The following is a 12,813-nucleotide window of genomic DNA, read 5'->3' as shown; positions in this document are numbered from 1 at the left end:
TGCAATAGGGCTGCTCCATTGATACAAGCGGTTTTGAGACGCCCCGCCACCAGCCCGGTGGCGGGGCGTCCTGCTGCTCCATAACCCGTCTTCAGAAACAACGTCTCAGAAGGAGGCTCAACCATGAGAAGTGAGACACCCAGCGCTGGCTACCGAGTCGGGTACGCCCGCGTCTCGACCCTCGATCAGGACGCCGCCCTGCAGAACGACGCCCTGGAAGCGGCCGGCTGCCAACGGGTCTTCCGCGACCAGGCCTCCGGCAAGCTCGAGCATCGTCCGGCCCTCGACGCGATGCTCGACCAGCTTCGATCGGGTGACACCGTCGTGGTGTGGCGACTCGACCGGCTCGGCCGCAACCTGCGTCACCTCATCGACACGGTCCAGACGCTCGAGAGCCGCGGCGTCGCCTTCCGCAGCCTCACCGAGAGCATCGACACGAGCACCCCCGGTGGCAAGCTCATCTTCCACGTCTTCGGCGCCCTCGCCGAGTTCGAGCGCGACCTCATCCGCGAGCGGACGATGGCCGGTCTCGCCGCGGCTCGCGCCCGTGGCCGCAATGGTGGTCGGCCGACCGTATGGACTCCCGAGAAGCTGAAGGTCGCACGCAGCATGTACGACAGCCGTGAGCACGACGTTGCCAGCATCGCTCGCGTCGTGGGTGTGAGCAGAGCAAGCGTGTATCGCGTGCTTTCACAGGCGAACACCGCCGGGCCCCCGACTTGACCAACTGGCCGGCTCCTCTCGTTCCAACTGGACGGGCGGAGCCGGCGAGGCAATTTATTCGTGCGTTCGGGAGTCGTTGCCTCGACGTGCCAGAGAGACAACGACGAGCTCCACGGGAGACGCTTCCGCTAGATCCCGCAGGGATGTTTTGACGTCCGCCCAGGCGGGGCCGCCAATGCCAGCACCAAGCCTCGGCAGCCCGAGTTCGCCGATTCCCCGCTGGGCCAGGTCGGCAAGGGCTGCGGCGACGGCGGCATCGACCGCATCGAGACTCGCGTCCGGGCCGGGACGTACCTGGGTGGCCAGGTTGTATATGAGCTTGTCCCCGACATCGAAGGCGTGGAAGGACCCGAGCGGGAACTGCCCGGTACGGCACCGTTGCGCGGACTCGGCGTACAGCTGCGGCCACCGGTCCGCGATCTGGCGTGCGATCCCGCCGGCCATGGAGCCTGCGGTGTTGCAGCCGTGCCCGATCGCGGGAAGATCGAGTGTGAGCAGGTCGCCGGTGATCTCGGTGTACCCCACGGGTGGCTACACCGCGTGCGGGATCGCGTGCAGGGCTGCGTAGGTGGCCGGCACCAAGAAGAGTTCGAGGCCGAACATCTGGCAGAGCGCTAACTGGCGGTCGGCCAGGTTCCCCGAACCTGCGGTCAGCTCGGGGAGCACGACTCCGGCGCGGACCTTGACTTGATCGAGGCCGTAACGGTCGAACCAGGGCCGCAGCGGGGTGGCGGTCTTGATGAACTGGGCGTAGAGCACGGCCTGGCCGACCGCGTGCCGGTAGTAGCCCCGCAGACCGCTGCCGGGGAGCGCCGCCTTCAGCTCGAGGGCCCACGGGGTGTCGCCGTCGCGCAGCAGCGCGTCGAGGTACCGGGCCGAGTTGCCGCCGTCGTGTCCCCACCGGGTCGGGAACTGGCTGCCCCAGTTGACGACTCGCGTGTGGTCGCCGCCGCGCTCGCCCGGGTCGAGCAGCTGCAGGCGCGTGCCACCGCCGCGAGGCGTGAGCGCGACGAGCCCGCGCAGCACCCGGGACTCCAGGGCGTGCTCTTCCTGCTTGGCGTCGGCGTGCAGGCTCCCGCGGGCGGGCAGCCAGGCGTCGGCGAAGGCGGCGAGCGCGGTGACGGCAGCGGAGAGGTCGTCGTCCTCGCTGATTACCAGCGGCGACGTCAGGCCGGTTGCCTGCTGCCATTTGGCGCGCGGCGAACTCAGCCGGCGAGTGCCAGAGACGGGGTCCGTGGCTCCGTCCTTGCCGACGCTGAGGGTCAGCTGGCCCTTGGCGTACCGGCCCGCCTCGACGCCCTCGATCCGCAGGGACCACTGGCCCTTGGCGGTGAGCTGGGGGTAAGCCCGCAGCTCGGGGCGGCCGGCCTTGTCGAAGACCTCGGCGAGCAAGGCAGGGGGCGCGCCGACACCCATGAGCAGGTCGTGCCACCGGGTGTACCTGTACTCCTTGACCGGGTCCGCTCCGGCGCCGAAGTCGACCGGCTCGGGCTCGACGCGCGTCGAGGATCCGTCCGGGGTGACCTGGACGAGGTTGACGCGGGGCCCCGCCACGACGCTGCCGGCGAGGGTTCGGAGCGCGTCCGCCCCTTCCCGATGCTGCGGGTCGGCCGCGAACATCATCGTGACCTCGTCCGGTGCCACCGAGGCGTCCCCGGGAGCCGGCTGGTTTGACGCGTGCAGGTCCAGCAGATCGAGCAGGGCCCCGCACATGAGCTTGGTGTCGCCCGACACGGCGACCGCGCGTGTCCCCTCATAGACCCCGCGGATCACCGCGGTCCCGATGCCGTTCGTGAAGTCCTTGCGGTTGTGGGCGTGCTCGAGGCCGAGCAGGGTCGCGGCATCCATCAGGTCTTCACGGGTCAGCATGTGGCGGTCCTTCTCTGGTGGTGGATCAGACGGCTCACCAGTCGCCGTCGGCGACCGGGGCGGCGCGGGGGAACATGCCGGCGAACGCGTGCGGTGTGTCGGTGTGGATGGGCACGACTCGGCCGGGGTTGATGACGGCCACGAGCCGTTGCAGATCGGGCACGGTCGCGTGGCCGGAGCTGTGGGCCTCGATCAGCCGCACCCCTGCAGTCGCGAGCGTCTCCTTTAGGCGTCGGCCGGAGGCCTCGCGCAGGTATCCGGACCAGAGTGACCATATGACGGCCCCGTCCGGTCCGAGGGCGCTTTGTGAAATGAGCTCGGGGACGGTGGATCCGCTGGAGAGCACGACGTACCGGCTGGGGGCCTGGGCGATCTGCTCGGGGAAGACCCGCACCGAGCGGATCTGCTCGGTGCGGTGGAACTGGCGGCTGGCCTTGACCGCGACACGCTGCCGGTTCGGCACGTAGACGACGAGGTCGGGGAATCCGGGCTGCGGGATGGTCGCCCGCCCGGTTGCGACTGCGACGGTCGCCGTGTACAGGTCCACCAGCAGGATGCGGTTGCAGCGTCGGGCTGCGCGATAAACGGTGACCAGCCGGTCGATGTTCTGGGCCGAGGACGCCACCGCGAGCAACCCCTCGGTCAAGCTGAAGATCTCCGTCATGCGCTGCTCGAGGTCATCCTCGGACCCGCCCCGCGGTGCGTCGCCCCCCGACGGCGTCGGGACTGTTGAGGGGTCGGCGACCTGGGTTCCCTCCATCAGTAGGACGTCGACGTCCTCGGGGGGAGTCCGGAGCATCGCCTCGAACAGCGACTTCTTGCGGCCGAGACCGCGCACGTCGCCGGTGTACAGCAGTCGGCGACCGCCGGCCTCGACGAGCAGCGCGTACGAGTCGAACGCAGAGCGGTCCACGAGATACGGCGTCACCGTGAAGGGGCCGAACGGTTGCGGAGTCAGGTGGCGCCAGTGGCCAGCAGGCGTCAGAAGGGGTCCTGAGGTGTTGAAGAACGAGGCCGCCTCGATGATCGCTGCCGCCTCACTGCCCACGAAGAGCGGCACAACCGCCGAGACCTGATCTACAAGGCCGTAGTGGTCCAGGTGCGGGTGCGAGATCAAGAGGCCCAACAGGCCCGGGTCAGAGCCATCCGCCAGACCCGGCACGTCAGGCAGCGGAATGGTCTCTCCCCAGCCTGCGGTCAGTGGCTTGCCGACGTCCAGGACCAGCCGAGAACCGTCGTGCTCGACCTCGACACAGGAGCCGCCCACCTCGTGGCTGCCTCGATAAACCCTCACTCGCAACTCCAACCCTCCTGCGTCGTGGCTGGACCGTAGCGCTCGGTTCGGACAGCGCTGAGCCGACACAGGTAGTGGCCCATTCCGCTGTCAGTTGAGAATCAGGACACGGCTCGTCGACCCGGGACTCAGCGAATTTGCGGGCTTGGGCCTCGCCCATGAGATTAGGGTCGCCCGCAGCATGTATGACAGCCGTGAGCACGACGTCGCTGCCATCGCTCGCGGCGTCGGCGTCAGCCGGGCCTCCGTATACGGAACCTCGCACAGACGAACATCGACAAGCTCCCGCCTTGAAGGACCGGTCGGCTCCTCTCGTCATGCGTCGGGCGGGGCAGGACATTACCCTCTCTGCGTTTCCGGTCCCGCTCGAATTCCGCTTCCCACTTCGCCACTCGGCCAGGACCTGCTTGGCGGTCTTCGGCCTCGCCAGGTTCGGCGCCCTCACACTCCTCCCTGATCAGCGGCGCTCGCTCCAGCTCCGTAGCCTCCTCGTCCATCGGCCAGCGGTTCCAGCGCTGGTCCTTGGTGCAGATTGATGAACAGCGCTCTGGCTGCGACGTGCTCCTCGAACGACGACATCGCCCCCGCCTTGGCACGCCACGCGCGGCCCTCAGGCTCAAACTCTTCGTCCGGGTGATGCAGTAACCGTCGACTTTGGGCGTGCCTCCGACTGCGTCCGGCCCCTGCCTCGCGCGCCAGGGACCGTCTCAATGCCGTGCGATCGGCCCTACCCTGAGTCTCGTGGACGATCTTCCTGACCCGCTCCTCCGCCTCCCGGACGAGACCATCCGCGTCCCCGAGGGACTCACTGGCGACGAGAAGCGCGAAGCCGTCATGCGGGACGCGCTTGACCACGTGAACTTCCACGCCATGTCGTGGCCGGCCAAGAACCGCGAGGGTGCGCTCGTTCCTCCGCCGCCCGAGCATGTCCTCGACCAACTCGCGCGGGATCACGACTTGGCCGACGAGATCGAGATGCTGGTCCACCCTGGAGCTTGTACTACCGCCATCCTAACGGAGCTGCCCACCTGCGACTTCTGTGACAACTTGGCGCGCTACGACGGTCGCGTCGGGCTAGAAGAGGGACGGACGGGGGGCGCCTACCTCTGCCCGGACCACTACCTCGAGTTCGGATGCGGCTCGCTCGGCGCGAGCGGCGACACCTACCTCATGCTGTACTCGGAGGTGCCCGCGTCCGTTCAAGCGACCTGCAACCGGATACGCGCGGCCCAGGGCAAGGACCCGATCTTCTGACCCTAAGTCCTCCCAACTCGGCCGAGGTCGTCCTGACACACTGATCTCCGTGGCTGTGAACATCAAGGTGACTCCGCGATTCGACATCGACACCGCGACCGACTCGATGGGGCGCAACTGGGCGGGTTGGGACGAGAATGGCTCTGACCAGGTCAACTGGGACCACAACCGCGGGCGTCACACCTTGGGCCGACGCGTAGATGGCGAGCGATACGCCACGATCTCGTTTGACGGCCACATCCGCCTTGTCGCACAGATCACCGGGCGGAAGGAAGAGTCGAACCCCAATGGCACCGGTCGGAAGTGGTCATTGGAGGGCGCAGTCCTGCCACCTGGTCACCCGGTGCGCGAAGCCTTCCTCAAGCTCCCAGCCCCGACCAGCCGCAGCACCATCGAGTACATCCAGGATCCGGACGTCGCGACTGCGACCGACACCTTCCTGCTCACCAACAACCCGAGCAAGTGGGATCTCGATCCCGACGAGCTGGCCGACTGGGTGGATGCCACCACGGCCGGGCACCCGGTTGAAGGACGGTGGTCGACGGGAGCGACTACCAAGAAGATCGCCCCTGGAGACCGGGCGTTCCTGCTCCGCCAAGTCGTACCGCAGCGCGGCATCTTCGCGAGCGGCATGTTCGACTCGCACGTCTACCAGACTGAGCACTGGGACGGCCAGGGTGGGTTCGCCAACTACGCCGATGTCCTGTGGGACACGGTGCTCGACCCTGAGGATGCCCTTCCCATCGAGACGCTCTTCGCCGAACTCCCAGAGGGTCAGTGGGAGCCCCAGGCAAGCGGAAGTCAGGTCAAACCTGCGGTCGTCGAGCCGTTGGAGAAGCTCTGGGCCGAGCACGTCGTCCTCGTTCGCGGCGCTCTGGCGCCTTCAACTGGCCCGAAGCTCAGCACCGGGCAGGGACGGCATCTGGACGCCAAACTCCGCAGCGAGATCGAGAATCTCGCCCAGGCCCGCCTGACGAAGCTCTACGAGAACCACGGCTGGTCGGTGGACGACCTGCGCTATGGCAACCCCTTTGACGCGAAGGCGACCAAGGGCGACGACGTGATCTACCTCGAAGCCAAGGGCACGGTCACCAGCGGCGAGCGCGTCATCGTCACCCGTGGAGAAGTGGCTTGGGCGCGCAGCCACCCTGGCCAGTGCATCATGGGGATCTTGTCCGGCATCACGCTTCAGAAGGATGGCTCGGTCGACCCAACGAGCGGCACGATCCGGCAGTACACCTGGGAACCCGAGGACGATGACCTCGATCCACTGGACTACGACTTCTACCCGCCGGACGACGCCAGGATCGAGGAGAGCTGAGAAGAGCCGTGGCGAACGGCTTCCGCGGCGCCCAATGCGCCGCGTTACGTCAACAGCGCCTTGAACAACAGCGTTTTCGAGGTGAAGCGGCGCAACATCATCGAGCAGGACAAGGCAGGCGCCTACATCCCGGTCTGCACGCGCAACGCGTTCTTGAAGTACTACACAGCGGCCGAGGCTCAGCAGATCCACTTCTGGAGCGCTCAGGACCGGGAGGGGTACCTCGAGGAGCTGGTCGCCACCGTGGCTCCGTACCTGCTCCCGAACCCACAGCCCGAAGACACCGGGGCGACAGGCGCGGGGTCGGCAAGCCAGCCTGAGGGACGGGACGGACAGTGACTGAGAAGCGCGAGGGCTACCTCACTTCCTATGTCGGCTTGTTCGACGGTCCTCCCGACCGCCCGCCGATCACGAGCATCCGCATCCCTCTGATCCAGCGCGACTACGCTCAGGGTCGACCCGGACGCCAGGTCGCCGAGATCCGGACGTCCTTCCTCGAAGTCCTTCACAGTGCCGTTAGTGGAGGCGAGCCCGTGGGTCTCGATTTCGTCAATGGCGATGTCGACAACGGCACGCTGCTTCCACTCGACGGGCAGCAGCGCCTCACCACCTTGTTCCTGCTGCACTGGTACTTGTGCACCCGGGCGGGCAACGCCCCCGCCGCTCAGGCATGGAGCCGATTGAGTTACGACACCCGGGCTAGCGCGCGGCGCTTCTGTGAACGCTTAGTCGCCCACACCCCACCGGCGAACCAGGTCGAACTTGCCGACTGGGTCCTCGACCAGCCATGGTTCCTGCACGGCTGGACTCTCGACCCCACGATCAGCTCGATGCTGACCATGATCAAGAGCATCGAGCACCGATTCGCTGACACCGATCCTGTCGCCGCCTGGTCTCGCCTCGTCGACCCGGACCAGTCCGCGATCTCGTTCCTGCTCCTGCCGATCGACGAGATCGGTGCCGGCGACGAGCTCTACATCAAGATGAACTCGCGCGGGAAACCGCTGACACCGTTCGAGAACTTCAAAGCGCGCCTGGAGCAGACACTCGCGTGGTCCCCGGATCGAGCCGACGAGCTGGCCCACAAGATCGACGGGCCCTGGGCAGACCTGCTCTGGCCCTTGCGTGGCGACGACGACATCGTCGACGACGAGTTCATGCGCCTGCTCGAATTCGTCACCGAGCTCTGCGAATGGCGAGAGAACCGCACCGACGCCGATGACCTCCTCCACTGCCGCGCGGCCACGGTGTTTGGTGCCGACAACCCAAGGACGGAGCAGCATCTGTCGGTGCTCTTCGACACCTTCGATGTCTGGCCGGACTACCAGGAGATCAACCGCACCTTCCGAGCGTTGCTCACCACGACCCACCGTCCTGCCGCGGAGGGTTCTCCGCAGTCCGTGGTCCTCTTCGGGAACGACGTCCAAATCGACCTATTCGCCGAATGCTGCAACGAGTACGGCACCATGCGCGGGAAAGTCCGAGTGTTCCCACTCATGCAGACCCTCCTGCTGTACGCGGTCCTGCTCCATCGCATCAAGGCCAGCGCTGACCTCCCGCGCCGATTGAGGATCCTGCGCAATCTGCTCGCTGCCTCTGGCGATGAGGTGCGCCGCGAAAACATGCCCAAGCTCGTCGCTGACGTGGAGGCGCTCGTCCTCGGAAATTCCGCGACGCAGGCCCTCAGCGAGACCAGTGGCTTCACCCGGGCACTGGTGGCCGCGGAGCGCGAGAAGCTGGACTTCCTGCAGGCACACCCAGAGCTCGCGCCGGTCGTCTATCGCCTCGAGGACCACGACCTGCTCCGCGGATCCCTCGGCGTCTTCGAGCTCGACGCGGATCACCTGTCGCGTCGTGCGGACGCATTCACGGAACTCTTCAGAGACCCCGCGCATTGGCCGAGCCTGACCGGCGCCCTGCTCGCGGCAGGCGACTACCAACGACGCCGGCCGAACTCCGAGGCGTGGCAGTTCGGCACCGGATCTGCCGCCAACGACGGGGTGTGGCGAACCGTCTTCACCGCCGCGCGCGCCGACCTCACCTCAACGCGCGAAGCGCTCACAGTTCTGCTTGACGACCACAGCGCAGCCGCCCGTCCGCCCGCCCAGTTCCTGTCAGCCTTCACCGACACTTGGCTGCAGCAGCGCCGACAGCAGGCGTACTTGGACTGGCGGTACTACCTGGTCCGTTACCCCTGCATGCGCGAGGGCGCCACCGGCATCTACTTCGGCAGCGACGGCACACTCGGCTACTCCCTGTGCATGTTACGTAGGACACAACTGAACAGTCTTTATCGAGACCCGTTCCTGCTCGCCATCCTGCGGGAAAGCGCAATGGCCGAGCACGTGACCGACCCGTGGTTCACCGGGTATCCCAACACGCCCCGCTGGATGCAGTTGCGACGTAGCAGCACCGGGCTGCGTTCGGTCCAAGCCGGCATCGCACTCGAGGCCCCGGGTCTTGCGGATCACCGGAGCATCTTCGAAAGGTTCTGCTCCGAGCGAGAGGACGTCGTCGCCGACGATGAGGGTTTCCGCATCCGAATCGCCCAACGGGAACTCGAGGACGGTGCCCTTGTCGACCTGGAAGACAGGGTCGTCAAGGGAGCCGAAGTTCTGCAAGGCCTGGTCGACGCCGGCCTCTAGTTCAATCATTTCAACGCAGAACAACGCGCCTCGCGCCTTCGGCGCGAGCGGTCAGGTCGATGTGAACCAGTCGTACGGCCGCGGTTCCGCCGGGCCGGGGCGTCCGTGCCTCAGACGGTCCTGGTGGCTCCACTCCGGGACGTCATCCGGCGGTGGCGAAGCGGTCTGGACGGGATGGGTGGCCTCAAGGTGCGCCTTCCCCCACTCGATGTAGGTCGCGAACGAGACCGCGCGAGGGCTCGCCTCCAAGGCCTCCAGCCACGCCGCTCTGCGGTTGTGAAGCTCCCACGCGTCTGCACCCGCGTCGAGCTCGACCTCCCACGCTTCGTAGGCGGCTCGCAGCCTTGCGGTGCGCTCTCGTTCCTTCCGGTGTTCCTCGGCGGCCATCGCCTCGAGGCGTTGGCGTTCCCGTCCCTCCCGAACCAGGTGCGTGGCCGTCGCGATGGCCTGGATGACCCGGGCCAGCTTGTGCTCGATCGGCGTCCGCGTGGTGTCCTCGAAAGCCTTCACCTTGGAGCCGCCGTGAGTCAGATGGAGCCTCAGGACGTCGGTGGGCACTTGGTCCCAGCGCGGCGCCCACGAATACCGTCCCGCCTCCCGAGCACTTCGCTCCCGGTCAGTCTCCACGTGGTCGATCCGTTTGGTCTTGATCGTGAACTGAATTCCCACGGGGCATGCGCCGGCGTCGACGACAACCAGGTCGGGCGCGTCGTACTGCGACTCCGCCTTCCCCCACGCGTCGCGCCGCGTCCGTGCGCTCACTGTCCGTACGCTCCACCCGCGCCGGACCGCTTCCTGTCCAAGTGTGTGGAGCATGAGCTGGCACCGACGACGGTAAGGGCTCGGGAGCCGGCCCGGCCTGTCGATGACCGCTCGGATCGCCGGGTGCGGTCGACGCAGTGAAGTTGACACAGGGAGCTCGGGCGGCCGGTCCAGCCGTTCAACCTTCGTAGGCGGTGACAGCGACGGTGTCGGCGCCACTGACGTCAACCGCTCTGGCACATGCCGACCGGAGCGCCTTGCTGGGCGCGCGGCCGGGTAGTCCCCATGCTGGACGTAGTGGAGACCCGCCTCCGTGAGCGCGGCCGTCCAGACACCGCCAGATCGCCGCACCTTCATCAGCCCCCGCGACTTCAACGCCGCCGCCGAGATCTTGTAGGTCTCCGATGGTGGTTCCCCCTGCGAGCCGGCGGCGACCCACGCCAGCCCGCCTTTCTGGGCATCGTTCAAGGGGCGATTCATGTCCACGACGCTACGACGATGTATCCAGGGCAATCTCCTGGGCTGCGGCGCTCATCGTCAGTCGCCGCCTGTCCCGCCGAGGACGTAGGTGGACTGGCATCCCAGAGCCGCCCACGAATTCTCGGTCGACCAGGCCGGCTCTGGTGGGAGCGCCCACCAGGAGATGCTCGGGTTGTAGGACCAGAGGCCGGTGGCCGGTCCTCGGCGCTGAAGGACAGTGCCGGCCCTGCCCAGTTGCACCAGTGTTCGGCTGATGTACGCCGAGGCTGTGTAGCCCGGCACTGACAGCATCCGATGTCCGTACCTAGCGAGGAGCAGTTCGAAGGCCTCCGGATTCGCGTGGGCGTATTCATGCTCGAGAACCCCGTACTCCACCCAAGAGCCAGCAAAGGGACAGAGGGCTTGCAGCAGGCCGGCGGCCAGCCCAAGCTGCGAAGCGATCGTGTCTACAGCAACATCGAGGGGAGCTTGGGCGCGGGGGAAGGCACCCCGGACTTCACCAGTTGAGGTGTCGACGAACATCGAGCCATCAGCGTTCTCGTGTCTCTCCACCAGCGGCCGTTCAGTGCGAGACAGTGCCTCGAGGTTCGCTTCCCTCTGCCTTTCGTGCCGCTCCCTGCGTCGCAGGGTGCGCGTGCCAGCGTTGCCTCCTCGAGAAGGTGCCTGATCGACCGGTAGGCGCCACCAGTGCGATGCACCTGACGTGCGCGTCGCTTTGCGGGCAAGATCTTTCGTGGCCAGTTCGTCCAGGTGCCGGGCGACCGTTGTCCGGTGTAGCCCCGCCGCGTCTGCCAGAGCGGCCACGGTGAGGCCCACAGCGTTCTCCTCCCCAGTCCATTCCGTAAGCATTGAATAGGTCGGTGCCAGCGCTCCGGAGATCCCGACTCCGGCGAGGGCCTGAAGTGTCCGCGTGTGCGTTAGAGCATCAATCCCAGTACCCGCGGATAGGAGGGTAATGGGGGTGGCGTCGCTCTCGACGTTTGCGTCGTCCTGACTTGAGTTTGGCGGCGGCAGGAGGCGGAAGGGATCTGGCGCAAGAGGGTCGACGGCCCGCACCTTCCGGATCCAACCAAGTTCCTCGAGGCGGTCTGTGGCTCGGGAGACGGTGGACTGCTCCAGGTCTATCGCCTCGGCGATGTAGCGCTGTGACTCGCGCACGAGTTGGGAGCGAGCCTTGGTGGCGGCGTGGATCAGGTGGGCCACGATGCGTCGTTGGGTGGTTCCTTTACGTCCGCGGTCGAACCGGGTGGGGTCGTGAGCGGCTCGAGTCAGGTCCTGCAGGAAGCAGTCACAAGCCTTGTCGCGAGGGAAGGAGCCTGCGGTCCCGAGCACCTCGGCGAGCGCACCGACGAGGGCCCGTTGGAACTCCGTGTGAGCTTCGGATGCGCCGCCCGGTCGATCGGGCGCGACGAGGTGAACGAAGTCCTTCTCCAGGCTGACCAAGCCTTTCACCAGGCCCTGATGGCCTTCCCTGCCGAGACGGATCAACTGGACCAGGGGTCCGAGGATGACTTGGTGCCGGTTCGAGGACTGCAACTGCTCCGACATCGTTGTGACCTGGGCTTGCGTTGCGGTGCAGGGCTGCTCGCGAGAATTCAGCACCTCAAGGCGATCGAGGACGTGCCGCCCAGGGGCTGATCCGCTCTTGCTTGGCTCTGACTGACGATTGTTTGCAAGGAGATCTGCGATCGCCGAGCCGGATCCGTCGGGTCTTGGCGGAGGGCCGGTGGGTGGGACCGTCCAGCGGTAGGCGATGAGCCCGCCTGTCGACTTGGACTTCCGGATCGTGGGGGCGATGAAGGCGAAGCCATGGCCTCGTCCGTCGACGCCGGCCTTCAGGTCCAGGCCGGGCAGCACGGCGTCGCGCGAGCGCAGGCCAAGTGGCGCGGTGAACTCGTGGCGTCCGCCGGAGGGGGTCGCCGCCTCACACCACACTGTCGGCCAAGCTCCGGCACGCACCAAATGGTCCCGAGAAGCCTCAGCCCCATTCCGGGGGTCGGTGTCCAAGAGATCGATCCCGAATCCCATGACGGCGCACAAGGCCACGCCGGGGCGCCAGCGCGAGAGCACCGTCGGTCTCGGCCGTGTTTTGTGCCAACGCTTCGGGAACCAGTAGCCGGTGCCGCGGTGACCCCCGTCCGGGTCCCAGAGCCCGTCGGGTCCGATGGCGGGATAGGCGAGGAACAGGGGCACCCTCCATGCGAGGAGTTGTCGGGCAGCCTGCATGGCTGCGCGCATCTCGGGGCCTGATAGCGCCGGTGCGGAGACCTGCCTCGACGACCGACGGGAGGAGCGTGCGTCTCCCTTCCTCACGATTCGCCCTCCAGCCAGCACGCGGCACACCGTGCGACGAAACGGTCGGCCAGCTCGACGGGAACTGAGTAGAACCCGCCGCTGGCCCACTGCCTGTCGATGGCCCGAGCACGGCCGGCGCGCAGGGCGGGGCAGTCAAGACTGCGATGACT

General features: G+C 66.9%; 10 protein-coding genes. 5 read left to right on the top strand and 5 right to left on the bottom strand.

Translation table 11 applies throughout. From position 1 onward, the window contains the following. The first annotated feature begins 123 nt into the window (after nucleotides 1-123). Nucleotides 124-723 (top strand): recombinase family protein, encoded by a 600-nt coding sequence (locus tag ACSSS0_RS18075; protein WP_487229081.1) that lies wholly within the window; start codon nucleotides 124-126, stop codon nucleotides 721-723. Between the two features lie 54 nt (nucleotides 724-777). On the opposite strand, the gene ACSSS0_RS18070 is transcribed toward ACSSS0_RS18075, so the two are convergent. Genes ACSSS0_RS18070 through ACSSS0_RS18060 form a run of 3 tightly spaced genes read right to left on the bottom strand, consistent with a single transcriptional unit; the run spans nucleotide 778 to nucleotide 3,859 of the window. After that, on the bottom strand, nucleotides 778-1,248 hold the full coding sequence (locus ACSSS0_RS18070) for a macro domain-containing protein (RefSeq protein WP_487229080.1): 471 nt from the start codon (nucleotides 1,246-1,248) through the stop codon (nucleotides 778-780). 6 nt (nucleotides 1,249-1,254) lie between these two features. Then, nucleotides 1,255-2,592: a hypothetical protein gene (locus ACSSS0_RS18065; RefSeq protein WP_487229079.1), complete on the bottom strand. Its 1,338-nt coding sequence runs from the start codon at nucleotides 2,590-2,592 to the stop codon at nucleotides 1,255-1,257. 34 nt (nucleotides 2,593-2,626) lie between these two features. Next, nucleotides 2,627-3,859 carry an MBL fold metallo-hydrolase gene (locus ACSSS0_RS18060; protein ID WP_487229078.1) on the bottom strand — a complete coding sequence of 411 codons (1,233 nt, stop codon included), beginning with the start codon at nucleotides 3,857-3,859 and terminating at the stop codon, nucleotides 2,627-2,629. Nucleotides 3,860-4,627: 768 nt separating this feature from the next. On the opposite strand from ACSSS0_RS18060, the gene ACSSS0_RS18055 reads away from it, so the two are divergent. From ACSSS0_RS18055 to ACSSS0_RS18040, 4 genes are all read left to right on the top strand, one after another. Beyond that, nucleotides 4,628-5,140: a hypothetical protein gene (locus ACSSS0_RS18055; RefSeq protein WP_487229077.1), complete on the top strand. Its 513-nt coding sequence runs from the start codon at nucleotides 4,628-4,630 to the stop codon at nucleotides 5,138-5,140. A gap of 49 nt (nucleotides 5,141-5,189) precedes the next feature. After that, the gene (locus ACSSS0_RS18050; protein ID WP_487229076.1) at nucleotides 5,190-6,461 is read left to right on the top strand and encodes a protein NO VEIN domain-containing protein; all 1,272 of its coding nucleotides are present in this window, start codon (nucleotides 5,190-5,192) and stop codon (nucleotides 6,459-6,461) included. Nucleotides 6,462-6,542: 81 nt separating this feature from the next. Next, nucleotides 6,543-6,800, top strand: coding sequence for a hypothetical protein (locus ACSSS0_RS18045; RefSeq protein ID WP_487229075.1), 258 nt, complete (start codon nucleotides 6,543-6,545; stop codon nucleotides 6,798-6,800). Further along, nucleotides 6,797-9,106 carry a DUF262 domain-containing protein gene (locus ACSSS0_RS18040; protein ID WP_487229074.1) on the top strand — a complete coding sequence of 770 codons (2,310 nt, stop codon included), beginning with the start codon at nucleotides 6,797-6,799 and terminating at the stop codon, nucleotides 9,104-9,106. Before ACSSS0_RS18045 ends, ACSSS0_RS18040 begins: the two co-directional genes overlap by 4 nt. 51 nt (nucleotides 9,107-9,157) lie before the next feature. On the opposite strand, the gene ACSSS0_RS18035 is transcribed toward ACSSS0_RS18040, so the two are convergent. Further along, nucleotides 9,158-9,868 carry a hypothetical protein gene (locus ACSSS0_RS18035; protein ID WP_487229073.1) on the bottom strand — a complete coding sequence of 237 codons (711 nt, stop codon included), beginning with the start codon at nucleotides 9,866-9,868 and terminating at the stop codon, nucleotides 9,158-9,160. Between the two features lie 537 nt (nucleotides 9,869-10,405). Then, a complete protein-coding gene (locus ACSSS0_RS18030) occupies nucleotides 10,406-11,896 on the bottom strand; it encodes a MarR family transcriptional regulator (RefSeq protein WP_487229072.1) in 1,491 nt (496 codons plus the stop codon). Between the last annotated feature and the right edge of the window lie 917 nt (nucleotides 11,897-12,813).

This window comes from Terrabacter sp. R4-6 (assembly GCF_057529065.1).
This window is presented reverse-complemented; position numbering and strand designations above follow the sequence as displayed.

Bases quoted from the DNA above. Each gene is read 5' to 3' on its own strand.
- ACSSS0_RS18030 (WP_487229072.1), bottom strand. From the start codon at position 11,896: ATGTCGGAGCAGTTGCAGTCCTCGAACCGGCACCAAGTCATCCTCGGA.
- ACSSS0_RS18075 (WP_487229081.1), top strand. From the start codon at position 124: ATGAGAAGTGAGACACCCAGCGCTGGCTACCGAGTCGGGTACGCCCGC.
- ACSSS0_RS18065 (WP_487229079.1), bottom strand. From the start codon at position 2,592: ATGCTGACCCGTGAAGACCTGATGGATGCCGCGACCCTGCTCGGCCTC.